Here is a 16,857-nt window from a genome sequence, read left to right on the forward strand (position 1 = left end):
GGCGATCTCCCCGTCAAATGTCCAACAGCGGCTTGTGCTTGAGGTGTCTAGCAAACACCTGCATGAACTGCGGATCGACGCGCGCGCCCCATACCGCAAGCGCATGCCCGACCAACCACAGCACCAGGCCCGGAAGCCAGAGTTGCAGGCCCAGCCCAACAGCGGCGGCCAGCGTGCCGTTGGCAATGGCCACCGTGCGCGGCGCGCCGCCCAGCAGAATCGGTTCGGTCAGCGAGCGGTGCAGCGGCACCTCGAAGCCCGGCAGGTCGTTGACCGTGCTCATATAACGGCCCCGCCGGAGAAGCTGAAGAACGACAGGAAGAACGAGGACGCCGCGAAGGCGATGCTCAAGCCGAACACGATCTGGATCAGCTTGCGAAAGCCACCCGAGGTGTCGCCGAATGCCAACGCCAGTCCTGTGGAGATGATGATAATGACGGCCACGATGCGCGCGACCGGCCCCTGGATCGATTCGAGGATGGATTCGAGCGGACCCTCCCAAGGCATCGAGGAGCCAGCGGCCCTCGCCGTGCCGGCCGTGATCAGCATGAAGACGGCCAGCTGCAGACCATGCTGTGCAGCCGTGACCAGGCGGCGCAGGTATGCGAAGCACGTGGCCGGATTTACGGAAAAACGGGAAACAGGGACATGTGTCTGCGTCATGGCAGTTCTCCAGGCGTGGTCGGGGACAGGAAAAATGGCGTGAGTTGATCGCCAAGCGACTCTCCCAGCACATCCACCAGGTGGTAGCCGGCATCGTCAAAGCCGGTCACGCGAGCGATGCTCTCGATACGGCGCAGGCGGCCTCGGCCGGCGATGAAGATCACCACGTTGATCGCCTCAGCGATCAGCGCACGCGGCGGATTCACGGCCACTTCGAGTACCAGTTGCTCCAGGCGCAGCAGTGCACCAAGGGCGGAGCCGGCATGGAGGGTGGCGATGCCGCCCGGGTGGCCGGTGCCCCAGACCTTGATGAGGTCCAACGCCTCGCCGCCGCGCACCTCACCAACGACCACGCGGTCGGGGCGCAGCCGCATCGTGGCGCGCACCAGCTCACGCATGGACACCACGCCCGCACGCGTGCGCAGCGGCACGTGGTCGCGCGCGGCACATTGCAGCTCGATGGTGTCTTCGAGCACCAGCACGCGGTCGCCGGTGACGGCGATCTCCGCGAGCAAGGCATTGGCGAGCGTGGTCTTGCCGGTGCTGGTACCACCGGCGATCAGGATGTTCTGCCGCTCGCGCACCGCGCCACGCAGGAACTCAGCCTGCGCGGTGGTCATCATCCCGTCGGCCACGTAGCGCTCCAATGGAATGACACCCACGGCGCGCTTGCGCAGGGCAAAGGCCGGGCCGGGCGCCGCCGGCGGCAAAATACCCTCGAAGCGCTCGCCCGTTTCAGGCAGCTCGGCGCTCAGCAGCGGCTGGCCACGATGCACCTCCGCGCCGACATGCGCAGCCACCAGGCGGATGATCCGCTCACCGTCCGCCTCAGATAACTCTGCGCCCAGCGGCGCACGCCCCGACGACAGGCGATCCACCCACAGCGTCCGGTCGGGGTTGAGCATGATCTCCACCACATCCGGATCTTCAAGCGCAGCGGCAATAATCGGCCCCATCGCTGTGCGCAACATGCGGATGCGCCTATCCAACGAGGTCGCGCTGAAGGATTGCGGCGCGGCGCTCATGAAACACGCTCCCGCGCTTCGTCCAAGGAGGCTTCATCCATGCGCGGGCTGTCCGGATGCAGCTCCTCCACTACGTCGCGCACCAGGCTGCGGCCTCTCAGCAGGTGGCGTCCGAGCTGTTCGACGAACTGCTCGAAGCGTACCTTGCCCTGGGCCTTGGCCGCTTCTTGATGTGCCTCGGGCACGGGGGTGCTGACGGTCAGGAAGTAGCGGACGAACAGCGCCAGCGTCTCGATCTCGATGGTCTGGTCGCGCTCCAGACGCTCGAACTGACGCGACAGGCGATCCAGTCGCTTGGCGATGGCTGCCTCGCGCTGGTCGCCAGCGTCCGGCGACAACCAAGACGCCAAGGCCGCCGCGACGATAGAGGACTTGGACACGCCCTTCTTGGCGGCCAGATCGTCCAAGCGGCGGGCATGTTCGGGCTGGATGAACAGATTGAGGCGGTACTGGCTCATAACTGGATTCCGTCGTCGGGATCGAGAGCAGCCTGGTGGGCGACACGCTGCATGGCAGGGTCAAACTGGCGAGGGAGAACGGGCGGCAAGTCATCGTCATCGAGCAGCGCCAAGTCGCTGTATGCCCACTCTTGCTCGGGGCTGTAGACGACGGTCTCGGAGAGTTCGGGCTGACGGCGTGGGCCGCCTTCGTCGGCAGAGGTCGCAACTGAGTCATCGCCGAGTCCCACGTTCGTAGGTGCCGCCGGTACGGCTGGCATGCCCAGGCCGCTCCAGTCATCCGCGCGCGACGGCGGTGCATCGGCATAGCACCCAGCCACGAGAACGGGGGGCGGCAGCGCGCGGCGCTTGAAGTTCGCATCGGCGTAGTAGCGCAACTTCCTGGCCTTGATCGGCACGACGCCGGACACCATCACCACGGCCTCTTCGGGCGGTAGTTGCATCACCTCGCCGGGCGTCAGCAGCGGCCGCGCCGTTTCCTGGCGCGACACCATCAGGTGCCCCAGCCACGGCGCGAGACGATGCCCCGCGTAATTGCGTTGCGCACGCAGTTCCGTCGCGGTGCCCAACGTCTCGGAAATACGCTTGGCCGTGCGTTCGTCGTTGGTGGCGAAGGTCACGCGCACATGGCAGTTGTCGAGGATGGAATGGTTCTGCCCATAGGCCTTGTCGATCTGGTTGAGCGACTGCGAAATCAGGAATGCGCGCAGGCCGTAGCCCGCCATAAATGCCAGGGCCGACTCGAAGAAGTCCAATCGCCCTAGCGCGGGGAACTCGTCGAGCATCAGCAGCAGCTTATGACGTCGCTCCACGCCATCGCTGCCGTCGAGCGATTCGGTCAGACGCCGGCCGATCTGATTGAGGATCAGCCGGATCAGCGGTTTGGTGCGGTTAATGTCCGAAGGTGGAACCACCAGGTACAGCGATACCGGATGTTCGGCGGCAATCAGGTCTGCGATGCGCCAGTCGCAGCGCGACGTGACTTCGGCCACCGTAGGGTCGCGGTACAGCCCCAGAAATGACATGGCGGTGCTCAACACCCCCGAGCGCTCGTTGTCGCTCTTGTTGAGCACTTCGCGGGCGGCGGACGCCACCACCGGATGCGTCCCGGCTCCCAGGTGCCGCGTCGTCATCATCCGGTTCAGCGTCACCTCGAACGGGCACGCCGGATCGCTCAGGAAGTTGGCGACGCCGCGCAGCGTCTTGTCCTCACCCGCGTAAAGCACATGCAGGATGGCGCCAACCAGCAGCGCATGTGAGGTCTTCTCCCAATGATTGCGGCGTTCCAGCGCGCCTTCCGGGTCCACCAGGATGTCGGCGATGTTCTGCACATCGCGCACCTCGTGCGCCCCCCGACGCACCTCCAGCAGCGGGTTGTAGGCAGCCGAATGCGGATCGGTGGGGTTGAAAAGCAGGCAGTGGGAGAAACGCGAGCGCCAGCCGGCGGTTAGGTTCCAGTTCTCGCCCTTGATGTCGTGGATAACCGCCGAGGCTGGCCAGCTCAGCAGCGTGGGGACCACCAGACCGACGCCCTTGCCGGAGCGTGTCGGTGCGAAGGCCAGGACATGCTCAGGCCCTTCGTGGCGCAGGTACTGGTCATCATGCAGCCCGAGGAAGACCCCCGCAGGCCGGTCCAGCCCCGCCTTGTGGATATCGGCGGCCTCTGCCCAGCGCGCCGAGCCATAGGTCGTAACCATACGCGATTGGCGTGCGCGCCAGATCGACATGGTGATGGCGACGCCCACGGCAACCATGCCGCTTGTGCCGGCAATGGCACCACCGATGTCGAAAACCTTCGGTGCATAGGCGCCGAAAAAGAACCACCAGTCGAACAGCCGCCAGGGGTGATAGACCGGCGTACCGAAGCAGTCGAACCAGGGCGAACCCAGGCGTACCTGATAGCCCAGGGCGGCGGCTGTCCATTGTGTGGCGCTCCACACGCCGGCGATCACGATGCCGAATACGGCGGCGATCTGCCCGAACAGCACGTTCGTCCCTTGCATTGCCCGGCTCCCGATTTCTCCCGTGAAAGCAGCAAAAATGCTGGCTGCTTGGTCGAGATTCGGTGCTGGGTCAGTGCCGGTCAAAGACCTTTATCGGGACAAAACTGGACTGGAACGCATCAATTCATGCAAGAGCGGGTAAAGGAAAACCGTCGCAAGTCCGAGCGTGTTGCGACCTGTCGGGAGAGACGACTGGAATTTTCAGCCTTCGCGCTTTCAACGTGCGGCCTGAGCCCTCGACCATAATCGCTTGACCTCGCTGGATGATGGGCTAGGGTTTGGGGACGGTCTTCCCTGAGACCTCCTCTGCAGCAAGGATGCCGCTGCCCCTTCGGGGGCTTCTATTTAGAAGCCTCGCCACTCGGCGGGGCTTTTTCACATCAGTCAGAACCTGAACGGTTATTTCGACGGTGTATAGGGCACCTTCCCGTCGCCATAGAACCGCTTGCGTGTGGCTTCAGCAACGCGATTGCACAATTCGTCACCTAGCTTCGCACGATCCAGCTTGCACTGTTGGCGCAAACCCTTCAGCCGACCAGGATCGGCTGCAAGCTCATCAACCGTCGGCAGCGTCGACGGTGTCTGCGCATCGGGCTCACCGCAGGCCGTGAGGGCAAGGACATAAAGAATCGGTATAACTTTTTGCATGGCTCAAGCTCCTCCGGTTTTTCTGTGGCAGTTCTAGGAGGCTAGGTAATCTCAACGGATTCGAAGGCCTGTACCCGCTCGATGATGCGGTTCAACGTCACCGACGGTTTGCGTGTCGGGTGCAGCAGGTAGGTGGTCAGTAACGGCCCCCAGCCAGGGGGCGACCTATAACCCCAGACTCCCGGCAATCCGCAAGGTTCGACTCACCCGTCAAACCCAGCGCAAACCCCGCAGCCACCAGCGCCATCATCAGGTCGCAAGAGGCCACTTGCTCCACGACCAGTGGCTCCGATCCGGTTTGGCGCAGGAAACGCTCAACTTGCCGCGCATGCCCCCACAAGCCTGTGGATCGCACAGCACCAGCGGGTAGCGCAGCGTCATACAGATCATCGAGCAACCCCTAAATCTACTGAGACAGTGGTACCTCGAAGAATCGAATTTCGACTTCGGGCTCCTCCTGGCAGCATAGCGCCAGGAGGGCAGGCAAACGCCTGGACGCTAGCCGCGCCGACCATCCGTTGGATGAGGGGATTCATGCCTTGGTAGGTCCATCAGGGCATGGCCAATGTGCAACAGCATCTCGCCAATCACCTAGTCGAACAGCTTCCACAGGGGTGCAGGGGCGTCTTTCCGTGCCCGGATAGCAGGTCAAGGGGGGGCCATCCCCCTACTGCCGGCTCAGCCGGCGACCGCCTTGCGTTGCTGCTGAGCAATGCGGTTGACCAGGTACTCGGCATCGCGGGCGATGCCGGAGAAGCGCCCCGAACCCCAGGTGTACAGCCACGGCAGGCCGAGGAAGTAGAGGCCGGGCACCGAGGTGACGCCACGGCTGTGCACCGGCTGGCCACGGCCGTTGAACACGCCGGCATCGACCCAGGCGAAGTCCGGGCTGAAACCGATGCACCAGATGATGCTGGTGATGCTGGCTTCGGACAGGCTCAGAGCAGTGCGCGCCTCGCCGGGGTGCCAGGACGGTTGGTAGGGCTCGCCAGCCCACGCCTCGATGCCCTTCTCGGTGATATGGGCGTCGATGCTGGCGTTGATCCGGTTGTACACGGCGTCGGCGGCGTCCAGCTTGGCTTCCAGGTCGGCGTTGAAGGTCAGCACGTCCCCCTGCAGGTCCTTGAGCAGGCCGAACAATTCCATGCCTTCGCTGGCGAACTTGCGCAGGTCGATGTCGCGCCCACCGTCGCGGCCGGTCACGTAGTGGTTGGTGTTGTCGCGGACACCTTCGCGCAGCGGGTGCTGGTCGACGCCGATGTCGTAGTAGCCCATGTCGGCTAGCCAGTCGACCACATCGCGGCCCCGGTAGAAGCGCGCGCAACGCGGGGCGTCGCCCACGGCTAGGTAGACCTTGCGCCCGGCCAGGTGCAGGTCTTCGGCGATCTGCGCACCGGACTGCCCGGAGCCAACCACCAGGACATTGCCCGCGGGCAACTCCTGCGGGTTGCGGTACTGCTCGGAATGCAACTGGGCCAGCGTCGTCGGCAGGCGCTCGGCCAGCCGCGGGATGATCGGCGTGTGATAGCCGCCGGAGGCGACTATCACCTGGTCGGCGCTGAACTCGCCGGCGCTGGTCTGTACCGCATAGCCGCCCTGCGGACGCGGGCTGACCCGCTGTACTGTGACCCCCTCGCGCACCGGCGCATTGACGCTGCGGATGAAGCCGTCGAGGTAGTCGATGGTCTCCTTGCGCGTCATGAAACCGTGCGGATCGTCGCCTGCGTAGGGGTACCCCGGCAGTGCGCACTGCCAGTTTGGCGTGACGAGGCAAAAGGCATCCCAGCGCTGGGTACGCCAGCTATGGGTGAGGCTGTGCTTCTCCAGCACCAGATGATCGATGCCCTGCTGCTGCAGGTAATAGCTGGCGGACAGACCGGCCTGCCCTCCTCCGACGACGATGACCTGGTGATGGGGAACCTGCACGGATTTGAGATGGTTGGGCATGTTGCGCTCCTTGATGGTTTGTTCGAATGGATGAGAGGTGGCTAGAACGAGCTCCAGCCGCTGTTGACCTGACCGGCATGGGCCGTTTGCATGTCGAGGATGCGAACGCTGCCGCCGTCGTAGCGGCGGGCGTGGTAATGGAGCGCACTCAAGGTGTCCATGGCCGAACTGCAGTAGAAGCCCTTGACCTCCCGCACCCGCTCGGAGGCCGCATTCAGGGCGCACTCGGCGCGCGCAATAAAGTCTTCGAGCGCATAGCTGGAGCCGGCACTGAGGTGTTCGTAGATCACGGTGGACGGCGAATAGCCGGACATCTCCTGGCCATCCGGCCAGCGCAGCTTGAAATTGACGGCGGGCATATCAGTACTCCTCGCGCGAGGTGGGTGATTGGGTGAAACCGGTGAAGGGAAGTTCAGCGAGATTCCAGAACTCGGCGCACTTCCCACCCTGCTGCACCTGCAGGCGAGCACTGGCGTCGATACGGCCGATGCGCGCACAGCTCAGTCCTTCCAAAGCGAAGGCGTTGTGCACATCCGCCCAGGCCCGTTCGGGCAAGGTGAGCAGAAAGCCGTAGCTGGGGAAGGCCAGCAGCCAGCGCAGCAGGTCGCCATCGGCGGGGCGCGGCAGCGCGTCCAGATCAAGCACTGCGCCACAGCCGGTCGGCTCCAACAACATCAGCAGGGTGCCCAGCAGGCCGGCGTTGCTAATGTCCTTGGCGGCCGCCAGCAGGCCGCCTTCGGCTAGCCTCGGCAGCACGTCGAGTTGGTTACGCAGGCGTTCACCAGACGTTTGCTCGAAGGCCTTCCAGTACGGCACACCGGGGTGCCAGCGACCTTCCAGGTCGACCGCCATGGCCAGCACCTGACCGGGCTGCACGTGCAGGCTTGACAGCAACCGACGCGCGATGCCGGTGATCGCCACCGCCAGCGTGGCGCGGGTGTCGAGAGCGTGATGGGTGTGCCCGCCGGCGAGAACCAGACCGTAGGCCCGGCAGGCATCGCGGATGCCCTCGAGCATCTCGGCGGCCTTGTGCGGATCGTGGTGCCAGTAGGCATTGACCACCGCAGTGGGGCGCCCGCCCATGGCCGCAATGTCGCTGACGTTGGCCATCACCGCCGACCAGCCGGCGAACCAGGGCGCGGATTCGACAAAGGCCGGCAACATGCCTTCGATGGCCAACAGTTGATAGTGGTCGCCGCAGCGGATCGCTGCCGTGTCGTCGCCCGGCAGGGCATAGCGCGCATCGCCCTCCTCCAGCGGCGTCGGGAAGCTGCGCGCGGGGCGCTGGATGGCCTGCTTGGCACGCATCGCCGGGGTGTCACGCAGCGCAGCGAGCAGCTCGGCCAGGCCGTCGGCAGCGCCTATGCGCAGGGCCTCAGCCATGACGGCGAACCTTCAGCGGCAGCAGCGAAACCTGGCGTGGCATGAACGGGTAACGTTCAAGCTGTGCCTGCATCAGCACATGGGGATGGCCGAGCAACTCCAGCGCCTCCAGGCTGTGCCAGTGCAGGCTGTGGAAGTACGCCTCGTTGCTTTGCTGCACGGTGGCCAGAAAGGTGTGGCAGCCGAGCTCGATGGCCCGCGACACCGCTTCATTGACCAGCGCCTTGCCGATCATCCCGTGGCGCCGGTAATCGCGTTCGACGCACAGCCGGCCGCCATACCACAACCCAGGCGCCTTCTCGTAGATGCGCACCGCGCCGACCACCCGGTCGGCCATGCCGCAGTTGTAAGCGATGGCGACGATGGGCAGGGCATGGAAGTCGTGCTCGTCGCGATCCTGGCTCAGCAGGCGCTGCTCCTCGGCGAATACCGCGCGGCGCAGCCGGTAGTAGGCATCACGCTCCCAGCGCTCGGCGGCAGGCTTGACCAGCAGGTCGTCGGCGAGGAAATCGCGGAAGGTGTCGTCGTTCAGGGCGAAGGCATGTTCGGCCATGGTCGTTCTCCGTCACTCGTGGCGTTTCAGGGCCGAGCAGGCACCGCACTTGGCGCAGCCGGCCTTGATCTGTTCGGAATGCAGGTGGTGCCGGCGCAGGCTGGCGCCGATGCGCGGGTAGAGACGCTGCATGAATTCGGCGTCGGGCTTCGGGTGCCGCGCCAACGGCGTGCCGTCGATTGGCACGAAAGGCACCACGAAGGGGTACACGCCCATTGCGGCGAGCCGCTCGGCCATGGCGGCGATAGCCTCCTCGCTATCACCCAGGCCGGCCAGGATGTAGGTGCTGACCTGACCACGGCCGAACACGCCGACCGCCGCCTCGAAGGCCGAGAAGTAGCGCTGCAGTGGCACCTGAGCCTTGCCCGGCATGATCCGCTGACGCACCTCGTCGGTGACCGCCTCCAGGTGCATGCCCAGGGATACCACGCCGCTGTCGCGCAGACGCACGAACCAGGCATCGTCGTCCGGCGGTTCGCACTGCGCCTGGATCGGTAGATCCACCGCAGCGGTCACGGCGGCCGCCGACTCGCAGAGGATGGCCGCGCCGCGATCCGGGGTCTGCGGCGTACCGGTGGTCATCACCATGTGCTTGACGCCATCGAGCTCCACCGCGGCCTTGGCCACTTCGGCGAGCTGTGCCGGACGTTTGCGGGCGATGGTCTTGCCACTGGCCAACGACTGGTCGATAGCGCAGAACTGGCAGGCGGTGGCCGCATCGTTCATGCGAATGCAGTGCTGCAGCAGGGTAGTGGCCAGCACATCGTGGCTGTGCAGCGTGGCGATCTTCCAGTAGGGAATGCCGTCGGCGGTGTTGTGTGCGTAGAAGTTCGGTACGCCCGGCACCTGTACCTGACCGACCTGCTGGCCGTCGCGGTAGATCAGCGCTAGCTCGCCCGCGCCCTGCGGGCGAACCACGTAGGGTGAGTCCAGCGAGGCCTGGTTGAGCATCGGCACCATCGCGGTATGGCCCTCAAGCGTCAGCGCCTTGTGGTCGGAGGGGCCGGCACCGCCCTTGCGCGACAGGCCGGGGCCTTCATCCTGCCAGCGCACACCATGACACTGCAGTTCGCTGAGCAGGTCGAGTGCGGTGATCCGTTCAGAAGCCGACATGTTCCACCTCCTCGACTTCTTCGCTGCGGGCCGGCATCGCGGCGGCGCGTTCGTGCAGATGGGCGGTGGGCGTGCGGTCGATCAGCAGGCTGAGCAGCTCCGGACGGCTGTAGTGACCGACCGAATCCATCATGCGCTTGCGCTTGTCGATCAGCGCCAGGTCGAGGTCGGCGATCACCTCGCCCTCCCCGCTGCGCAGCGGCTCGCCCAGCAACTTGCCTTCCGGGCTGACGATGGCAGAGAAGCAACCACCGGAAATCGGCCCCAGGGCGCAGCCGGTGTCGGTCATGATTCGTTGCTGCTGCTCCGGGTGCAGCCAGGCGGTGGCATTGACCACGAAGCAACCGGACTCCAGGGCGTGGTGGCGGATGGTGACTTCCATCTGCTCAGCGAAGATTTCTCCCACCAGCGAGCCTGGAAACATGGCGGCGTGGATCTGCTCGCCATCGGCCATCAGCGCATAGCGGGCCAGCGGGTTGTAGTGTTCCCAGCAGGCCAGCGAGCCGATGCGCCCAACCCGGCTGTCCACTGCGCGCAGGCCGGAGCCGTCGCCCTGCCCCCAGACCATGCGTTCGTGATAGGTGGGGGTGATCTTGCGGCGGTGCTGGATCAGGCTGCCGTCGGCGTCGAACAGCAACTGGGCGTTGTAGATAGTGCCGCCGGCGCGCTCGTTGATGCCGATCGAGACGACCATGCCGGCTTCCCGGCAGGCATCACCGATAGCGTGGGTGACGGCGGATGGCACGATCACCGACTGCTCGAGCAGCTTCAGGTGTTCCTTTCCCATCTGGAAGGGCGGCAGCACATAGGAGAAGTATGGGTAGTAAGGCACCACGGTTTCCGGGAAGACGGCGAACTGCACGCCTTCGCGGCCGAGCCTGAGGATGGTCTGGACGATTTTCTCGACGGTTCCCTCACGGCTGTAGAGCACAGGAGAGAGCTGCACGGCGGCGGCACGTACGATGGGCATGGCGGATTCCTTGAGCGGGAGGTGGCCCCTCCGCATGCAGAGGGGCCGGGAGGATCAGGCGGTCCAGGTATCGATGATCAGAGCGCCGTCGCGGCGCATCAGCAAACGCAGATCCATCACGTCCAGCGGGTTGATCGGGCGGATACCTTCGATCAGCGCCTTCTCGGTCTGCCCGTAGAGCGCCTGCAGGGCGAAGCGACAGGCGTAGACCTCACCGCCCTCCTCAATAAATGCCTTGATCTGATTGTTGACCGCCAGGTGGCCGGGGAAAGCTTCATTGCCCAGGGTCGGGAAGCCGCGCTGAACACCGAGCTGAACGCCCGGTCCGTAGAGCAGCACCTTGGTTTCGAAGCCTTTGCGCAGCAGGCGCTTGGCCTGCAACATGTTGACCAGACCGATGGAGCCTTCAAAGGCGATGGTGTGGAAGGTGATGAGGGCCTTTTCGCCCGGTTCGGCTTTGACGTCCTCGAAGACTTTCTCTTCGTAGTTGACCAGGAAATCGCCGTCCTTGTAGTGGGCTATATCGACGCTCGGCATGGATGCTCTCCTCTTTCTGGGCATGATCGCGGTGGAAGTCACCGCGCTTGCCAGGACTAGAGCGAAGCCCGTGCCAGCTTTTTTATCAGGCTGATTTTTTACTTTAAAATCATTGGCTTGACGATCTGATACGGTTTTTAACGCGACTTCTGAGCCTATTTTCGGGCTACGAATTCTCGTATAAATACGAAAGTTCGTAGGCGCGATCACGAGGTTTCGTAGCATGAGTACAGCAGAACCGGACTATCTCTCGGGCTGGGCCGACATGGCCTACGCCTCCCGGCACATGGTGTTCGAGCATTGCAGCGAAGCCATCGTGCAGTTCGACCCGGTGGCCAACCGTTTCATCGACATGAATATCGCTGCCAGCAAGCTGTTCGGTTACGCCCGCCACGAACTGCTGAACACGACCGTCACCCACCTGTTCGGCCATCAGCTACCGGAGCTGATCGTCTTCACCCAGGCACTGCTGGAGGCGGGCAAGGGCTGGAGCGACGAGTTCAGCTGTGCGCGCAAGGACGGCGAGCGGATCGCGCTGGAAATCTCCGCCACCACCCTGCGCCTGAAGGGCGTGACCTACCTCATACTGGTACTGCGCGAGCGCAGCGAACTGCGCTACCGCCTCGACCAGGCGCAGACCGAACGCACTATGCGCGGCGGCCTGGTGGAATGGCGCAACATCCTCAATCTGTTCCAGGAAAGTGAGCGCGACAACCAGTTGCTGCTCAGCGCCGTCGGCGACGGCATCTACAGCATCGACAGCGAGGGCCTGGCCACCTACGTCAACCCTGCCGCGGCGCGCATGCTTGGCTGGACGCCGGAAGAAATGATCGGCAAGAACATCCACCTCATCCACCATCACAGCCACGCCGACGGCAGCCACTACCCAGTGGAGGACTGCCCGATCTACAAGGCGGTGCACGATGGCCTGGTCCATGAAGGCCGCCAGGAAGTGTTCTGGCGCCGCGATGGCAGCATGTTCCCGGTGGAATTCACCAGCACCCCGGTGATCTCCGACGGGCGCATCGTCGGCTCTGTGGTGGTGTTCCGCGACATTACCGAACGCCTCGGCACCCAGCAGCGCCTGCACGCTGCACTGGAGGAGCTGAAGGAACTCAAGCAGCGCCTCGAACAGCAAAATGCCTATCTGCAGGAAGAAATCCACACCGAGCACAACTACCGGGAAATCGTCGGTCAGAGTGAGCCGATCCTGAAGATCACCCGCCAGATCGACGTGGTCGGCCCCACCGACGCCAGCGTGCTGATCCACGGCGAATCGGGCACCGGCAAGGAACTCATCGCCCGCGCCATCCACCAGACCAGCCGCCGCTCGCAGCATCCGCTGATCCGGGTGAACTGCGCGGCGATCCCCGCCGACCTGTTCGAGAGCGAGTTCTTCGGCCACGTGCGCGGTTCCTTCACCGGTGCCCTGCGCGACCGCATCGGCCGCTTCGAACTGGCTGACCGCGGCACCCTGTTCCTCGACGAGGTGGGCGAGATTCCGCTGGAGTTGCAGAGCAAACTGCTCCGCGTCCTGCAGGAGGGACAGTTCGAGCGCGTCGGCGACGAGCGCACCCGACGGGTCGACGTACGGATCATCGCCGCCACCAACCGCGACCTGCGCACCGAGGTCGAGGCCAAGCGCTTCCGCGAAGACCTCTACTTCCGCCTCAACGTCTTCCCCTTGCAGTCGCCAGCACTGCGTGAGCGCGTCGAGGACATCCCGCTGCTGGCCGCCCATTTCATCGAACAGATCGGCCAGCGCCTCAACCTGCCCGGGCGGCGCCTGAGCAAGGCCGACATCGCACGCCTGCAGAGCTACCCCTGGCCGGGCAACATCCGTGAACTGCAGAACGTCATCGAGCGCGCGCTGATCACCTCGAACGGGCCGGAGCTACACCTGGACCTGCCCAACCGGACTATGTCGCAAGCGCTGCACAAAGTGCAGGACGCACCGCCGCAAGCGAACGGCATCCTCACCGAACAGCAATTACGCGAGCTAGAAATAAACAACCTGCACGCCGCCCTCGCCGCCGCTAACGGCCGCCTGTTCGGGCCAGGCGGAGCGGCCGAGCTGCTGGGGGTCAAGCCAACCACCCTGGCCTCACGCCTGAAGAAACTCGATCTACCTCGCTAACAGGCTCGATAGTCGAAGCCTGAACCAACCGCCTCGAAGGGCCCGGCTGGACCCTTCACTCGCATTTCCCGCCCGGACGCAGCACTGCTCACATCTACTTGACTGACGCTCGCTCCGGGCAGGGCGATAGGCACCGACAACTACAGCAGCCCGGCCTCGAAAAGCCCCAACATGCGGTTTGCCGCCATATCTGCCTGACAAGCCACCTCGTCTGCGCCGGGAGTCCTGAGCCCATGCAGGGTTTCATCGAGCACTCCGGCCGTCAGCAGGGCCGCGAAGACGGCGGCAGCGCCCTGTTTGTCCGCTACCTTCCAGCCCGTGACGGGTACCCATTTGTCCAGATAACTGACGAACACGGCATCCCGCTTGCCGGTCACCTCTTCACGGTAGCGGCGCCCCAGTTCCGGAAAGCGGTGGGCGTCCCGAGTCACGACCCGGTAGAGCGCCAACTGCTCCTCCGAGAGCAGATGCAACAGGTACTCCTTGCCCACGATCGGCATTGCGGCGGCCGGCGGCAGGTCGAACCAGGCGGGCACCTCCTCTCCTTCCGGCTCTTGTGCCAGTGCGGATCCAGGCTCGCCGCCGACCGTGGCGCAAGCGGCATGCATCACCGCGCTGAACAGGTCGTCCTTGCTCTCGAAGTGCCGATACAGAGTCTTGATTGAGACTCCCGCTTCCGCCGCGATGCGGTTGACCGAGCTCTCTGCATAGCCATTTTCCAAGAACGCCTGCAACGCGGCCGCAACGATCATCTCTCGCTTGCGGGTCATCAGCGCGGCCTTCGGGTTATCGGCCGACCAGGTTTTGACCATTCAAAACACCCCAATTAATGGCTTGACAGTGGATACGACAGCGACCACTATCGCACATACGACAGTGAGCGCTGTCGTTTCTTTTAGCCAGGCCAATACCGCTTGCCACAAGGATTGGCCCTGGCTTTTTTTCAACTCTATTCTCGACAGGCCCACATGATGACACACCCTCTTTCGAAACCGCTGGAGCTCCCTTGCGGGGTGGTTCTTTCCAACCGGCTCGCCAAGGCGGCGATGAGCGAAGGTCTCGCTGACGATAACAACCTCTCGACGCCTCGTCTCGAGCGGCTTTACCGGCGTTGGGCCGGCTCGGGAGCAGGGCTGTTGCTGTCTGGAAATATGCAGGTTGATTGCCTGCATCTTGAACGTCCCAGCAATGTCGTTATCGATGGGCGTGGCAAGACCGAATTGGCCAGATTGGCCAAAGCGGGAAAATCCCCAGGAGTCCAGTTTTGGGCGCAGATCAGTCACACAGGCAGGCAGGTGGACAGCCACATCAACGGTGCGCCGCTCTCGCCCTCGGCGGTGGAGATTGATGTCATTCGTGGGGCAGGCTTCAGCTTCGCCACACCGAAGCCGATGACGGAAGTGGAAATCTGGCATGCCATTGGCCAGTTCGCCTTCGGCGCCAAGCAGGTTCAAGAAGCGGGTTTCGATGGCGTCTCGCTCCACGCGGCACATGGCTATCTGATCTCCCAGTTCCTGAGCCCGCTTTCCAACCAGCGCAGCGACCAATGGGGCGGCAGCCTGGAGAACCGCTCGCGCTTCCTGCTGGAAGTGATCGCCGCGGTTCGGAAGGAGGTAGGGCCGAAGTTCCCGATCGGTATCAAGCTCAACGCCTCTGACTTCCAGAAAGGCGGCTTCACCAACGCGGAATGTGTGGAGCTCGTAAAGATCCTCAACGAGGTCGACCTGGACCTTCTGGAACTCTCGGGTGGCTCGCTCGAACAACCCAAGGTAGTCGGTGTGGCAGTGAAGGATGAAGGCGAGGATGCCCCCCGAGCGAGCACTGTTGCCCGGGAAGCATACTTCATCGCTTTCGCCGGAGCCGTACGCAAGGTCGCCCGGATGCCCGTAATGGTCACCGGAGGTTTCCGTACCGTGGCGGGGATGGTCGAGGCGTTCGAAGGTGGCGAGCTCGATGTTGTCGGTCTGGGACGTCCGCTGATTGCCGACCCCGAATGTCCGCGCCGACTTTTGGCTGGTGAAATCGCTCGCCTTCCCTCCCCGGAAGACTCACTGCATCTCTTCCACATACTGGGCTGGTACAACATCCAACTCGTGCGCCTGGGAGATGGCCTGGACCCTGATCTTTCTTTGCCGGGTGAAGTCGCCGTCGCAAAGTTCGCCCAGATCGAAAGCAGGAACATGGCTGAGCTTCTGCAGAGTCATGTCTACCAGGAGCTACGTCGGAAATACGACAACGAGGTGGACAACCAGCCACTGGCGACCGCCTAAGCAGCGGAAGCTGCCGTCGACTCTTAGCCGCAGCAGCCCCCAGAATCGCCGGCCGGCAAGCCGGCGATTCCCCGGGACCAACCGAGAACGGCGCCTTAGCCAGAACTGCTGAAACCGTTAATTTCGGGTGGTAACCAGCCGGGCAGACTCTCCTACGCTGTCCCGATTGCCTTCCCAGACAGGGCGGAAAGAACAAGCCCTGGCGCAGTTTGAGAAGGTGTAGGCCGACATCATGATGCCGGCACGTCAGCAGAAGATCCGGCCCCCATCGGCCGCTCAGAAGGTTCGCACGACTACCCTGTATCGATCATCCGACCAGACATTCTGGCGCTGGGGAAGTCGGAGATTGACCTGATCAACAAGCCCAAGCCACCAGGGCCTCACTGGTGATACACCGGCCCCATTAGCGTGGCATTTCGCGAACCAAGTACGCGTCGGCTGAAGGAAGGAACTCAGTCAACCTTGAAACGGGATATCAACTCACTCAACCCCTCGGCCAAGCGGGCAAGTTCGCGACTGGTAACTGCAGTCTGTTCGGCGCCAGCACTGCTTTGCATCGCGACCTCACTGATGCTGACGACCTTCTGATTGATCTCTTCCACCACGATACTTTGCTCTTCAGCGGCAGAGGCGATCTCGATGCTACGGTCGTTAATGGCACTTATTCCTTCAATCGCGCGGGACAGGACAGCCCCAGTTTCGTTGACGATGGTCAGCCCCTCCCTGGCCTGAGCCAGGCTCTGGTGCATGGCCACTTCCGCTGCCCCCGTGCTTTGTTGCAGCGCCTCGATCATGCGCTGGATCTCGCCGGTGGACTGGGAGGTGCGCTGGGCGAGAGAGCGAACCTCATCGGCCACCACGGCAAAGCCTCTCCCCTGCTCACCGGCACGCGCGGCTTCGATGGCGGCGTTGAGCGCCAACAGGTTGGTCTGCTCTGCGATACCCTTGATGACATCGAGCACCGACGTAATCGAGTCGCTGCTCTGCTTGACCCGATTGATGGTTGCCGCCGTGCTGTCTACCTGCACGGAGAGAACGCCAATCAGGTCGATCGTATGCTGTAGCTTGTTCTGGCCAGTGTCGGCATTGTCCCGCGCCTGCACGGAGAGGCAGGCAGCCTCCGCCGTGCTGCGCGCCACACCGCGCACGG

16 protein-coding genes and 2 pseudogenes are annotated in these 16,857 nt (G+C 63.8%); 2 read left to right on the forward strand and 16 right to left on the reverse strand.

Going from position 1 to position 16,857, the window contains the following annotated elements; all coding sequences use genetic code 11:
• Positions 1-13: 13 nt before the first annotated feature.
• The 14 genes and pseudogenes from LRS11_RS00870 to LRS11_RS00935 form a co-directional block, all read right to left on the reverse strand.
• A complete protein-coding gene (locus LRS11_RS00870; RefSeq protein ID WP_260495124.1) occupies positions 14-283 on the reverse strand; it encodes a VirB3 family type IV secretion system protein in 270 nt (89 codons plus the stop codon).
• On the reverse strand, positions 280-663 hold the full coding sequence (locus LRS11_RS00875; RefSeq protein ID WP_260495125.1) for a TrbC/VirB2 family protein: 384 nt from the start codon (positions 661-663) through the stop codon (positions 280-282). Before LRS11_RS00875 ends, LRS11_RS00870 begins: the two co-directional genes overlap by 4 nt.
• On the reverse strand, positions 660-1,688 hold the full coding sequence (gene trbB, locus LRS11_RS00880; protein ID WP_260495126.1) for a P-type conjugative transfer ATPase TrbB: 1,029 nt from the start codon (positions 1,686-1,688) through the stop codon (positions 660-662). Before trbB ends, LRS11_RS00875 begins: the two co-directional genes overlap by 4 nt.
• A complete protein-coding gene (locus LRS11_RS00885; protein ID WP_260495127.1) occupies positions 1,685-2,146 on the reverse strand; it encodes a CopG family transcriptional regulator in 462 nt (153 codons plus the stop codon). Before LRS11_RS00885 ends, trbB begins: the two co-directional genes overlap by 4 nt.
• The gene (locus LRS11_RS00890; protein WP_260495128.1) at positions 2,143-4,149 is read right to left on the reverse strand and encodes a conjugal transfer protein TraG; all 2,007 of its coding nucleotides are present in this window, start codon (positions 4,147-4,149) and stop codon (positions 2,143-2,145) included. The genes LRS11_RS00885 and LRS11_RS00890 overlap by 4 nt, the downstream gene beginning before the upstream one ends.
• Positions 4,150-4,548: 399 nt before the next feature.
• Complete coding sequence (locus tag LRS11_RS00895; RefSeq protein ID WP_260495129.1) at positions 4,549-4,797, reverse strand: EexN family lipoprotein; 249 nt, start codon at positions 4,795-4,797, stop codon at positions 4,549-4,551.
• Positions 4,798-4,838: 41 nt separating this feature from the next.
• A pseudogene (locus LRS11_RS00900) lies at positions 4,839-5,287 on the reverse strand (LysR substrate-binding domain-containing protein); the annotation flags it as partial.
• Between the two features lie 188 nt (positions 5,288-5,475).
• Positions 5,476-6,744: an MSMEG_0569 family flavin-dependent oxidoreductase gene (locus LRS11_RS00905; RefSeq protein WP_260495130.1), complete on the reverse strand. Its 1,269-nt coding sequence runs from the start codon at positions 6,742-6,744 to the stop codon at positions 5,476-5,478.
• Between the two features lie 41 nt (positions 6,745-6,785).
• Entirely contained in the window at positions 6,786-7,103 is a 318-nt protein-coding gene (locus LRS11_RS00910; protein ID WP_260495131.1) for an MSMEG_0570 family nitrogen starvation response protein, read from the reverse strand.
• 1 nt (position 7,104) lies between these two features.
• Entirely contained in the window at positions 7,105-8,127 is a 1,023-nt protein-coding gene (locus LRS11_RS00915) for a sll0787 family AIR synthase-like protein (RefSeq protein WP_260495132.1), read from the reverse strand.
• Positions 8,120-8,680 (reverse strand): MSMEG_0567/Sll0786 family nitrogen starvation N-acetyltransferase, encoded by a 561-nt coding sequence (locus LRS11_RS00920; protein ID WP_260495133.1) that lies wholly within the window; start codon positions 8,678-8,680, stop codon positions 8,120-8,122. Before LRS11_RS00920 ends, LRS11_RS00915 begins: the two co-directional genes overlap by 8 nt.
• 12 nt (positions 8,681-8,692) lie before the next feature.
• The gene (locus LRS11_RS00925; RefSeq protein WP_260495134.1) at positions 8,693-9,793 is read right to left on the reverse strand and encodes an MSMEG_0568 family radical SAM protein; all 1,101 of its coding nucleotides are present in this window, start codon (positions 9,791-9,793) and stop codon (positions 8,693-8,695) included.
• Entirely contained in the window at positions 9,780-10,763 is a 984-nt protein-coding gene (locus LRS11_RS00930; protein WP_260495135.1) for a Nit6803 family nitrilase, read from the reverse strand. The genes LRS11_RS00925 and LRS11_RS00930 overlap by 14 nt, the downstream gene beginning before the upstream one ends.
• A gap of 54 nt (positions 10,764-10,817) precedes the next feature.
• Complete coding sequence (locus LRS11_RS00935) at positions 10,818-11,300, reverse strand: MSMEG_0572/Sll0783 family nitrogen starvation response protein (protein WP_260495136.1); 483 nt, start codon at positions 11,298-11,300, stop codon at positions 10,818-10,820.
• 223 nt (positions 11,301-11,523) lie between these two features.
• Between LRS11_RS00935 and LRS11_RS00940 the strand changes: the two genes are divergently transcribed.
• Entirely contained in the window at positions 11,524-13,437 is a 1,914-nt protein-coding gene (locus LRS11_RS00940) for a sigma 54-interacting transcriptional regulator (protein ID WP_260495137.1), read from the forward strand.
• 140 nt (positions 13,438-13,577) lie between these two features.
• Here the strand turns inward: LRS11_RS00940 and LRS11_RS00945 are convergent, their stop codons facing one another.
• Entirely contained in the window at positions 13,578-14,249 is a 672-nt protein-coding gene (locus tag LRS11_RS00945; protein ID WP_260495138.1) for a TetR/AcrR family transcriptional regulator, read from the reverse strand.
• Positions 14,250-14,405: 156 nt separating this feature from the next.
• On the opposite strand from LRS11_RS00945, the gene LRS11_RS00950 reads away from it, so the two are divergent.
• A complete protein-coding gene (locus LRS11_RS00950; RefSeq protein WP_260495139.1) occupies positions 14,406-15,707 on the forward strand; it encodes an NADH:flavin oxidoreductase/NADH oxidase family protein in 1,302 nt (433 codons plus the stop codon).
• Between the two features lie 452 nt (positions 15,708-16,159).
• On the opposite strand, the pseudogene LRS11_RS22390 reads toward LRS11_RS00950, so the two are convergent.
• A pseudogene (locus LRS11_RS22390) lies at positions 16,160-16,675 on the reverse strand (methyl-accepting chemotaxis protein); the annotation flags it as partial.
• Between the last annotated feature and the right edge of the window lie 182 nt (positions 16,676-16,857).

It is taken from the genome of Pseudomonas sp. J452 (assembly GCF_024666525.1).
GTDB lineage: Bacteria > Pseudomonadota > Gammaproteobacteria > Pseudomonadales > Pseudomonadaceae > Aquipseudomonas.

Bases quoted from the DNA above. Each gene is read 5' to 3' on its own strand.
- LRS11_RS00870 (WP_260495124.1), bottom strand. From the start codon at position 283: ATGAGCACGGTCAACGACCTGCCGGGCTTCGAGGTGCCGCTGCACCGC.
- LRS11_RS00885 (WP_260495127.1), bottom strand. From the start codon at position 2,146: ATGAGCCAGTACCGCCTCAATCTGTTCATCCAGCCCGAACATGCCCGC.
- LRS11_RS00925 (WP_260495134.1), bottom strand. From the start codon at position 9,793: ATGTCGGCTTCTGAACGGATCACCGCACTCGACCTGCTCAGCGAACTG.
- trbB (WP_260495126.1), bottom strand. From the start codon at position 1,688: ATGAGCGCCGCGCCGCAATCCTTCAGCGCGACCTCGTTGGATAGGCGC.
- LRS11_RS00920 (WP_260495133.1), bottom strand. From the start codon at position 8,680: ATGGCCGAACATGCCTTCGCCCTGAACGACGACACCTTCCGCGATTTC.
- LRS11_RS00905 (WP_260495130.1), bottom strand. From the start codon at position 6,744: ATGCCCAACCATCTCAAATCCGTGCAGGTTCCCCATCACCAGGTCATC.
- LRS11_RS00950 (WP_260495139.1), top strand. From the start codon at position 14,406: ATGATGACACACCCTCTTTCGAAACCGCTGGAGCTCCCTTGCGGGGTG.
- LRS11_RS00940 (WP_260495137.1), top strand. From the start codon at position 11,524: ATGAGTACAGCAGAACCGGACTATCTCTCGGGCTGGGCCGACATGGCC.
- LRS11_RS00890 (WP_260495128.1), bottom strand. From the start codon at position 4,149: ATGCAAGGGACGAACGTGCTGTTCGGGCAGATCGCCGCCGTATTCGGC.
- LRS11_RS00930 (WP_260495135.1), bottom strand. From the start codon at position 10,763: ATGCCCATCGTACGTGCCGCCGCCGTGCAGCTCTCTCCTGTGCTCTAC.
- LRS11_RS00875 (WP_260495125.1), bottom strand. From the start codon at position 663: ATGACGCAGACACATGTCCCTGTTTCCCGTTTTTCCGTAAATCCGGCC.
- LRS11_RS00945 (WP_260495138.1), bottom strand. From the start codon at position 14,249: ATGGTCAAAACCTGGTCGGCCGATAACCCGAAGGCCGCGCTGATGACC.
- LRS11_RS00915 (WP_260495132.1), bottom strand. From the start codon at position 8,127: ATGGCTGAGGCCCTGCGCATAGGCGCTGCCGACGGCCTGGCCGAGCTG.
- LRS11_RS00935 (WP_260495136.1), bottom strand. From the start codon at position 11,300: ATGCCGAGCGTCGATATAGCCCACTACAAGGACGGCGATTTCCTGGTC.
- LRS11_RS00895 (WP_260495129.1), bottom strand. From the start codon at position 4,797: ATGCAAAAAGTTATACCGATTCTTTATGTCCTTGCCCTCACGGCCTGC.
- LRS11_RS00910 (WP_260495131.1), bottom strand. From the start codon at position 7,103: ATGCCCGCCGTCAATTTCAAGCTGCGCTGGCCGGATGGCCAGGAGATG.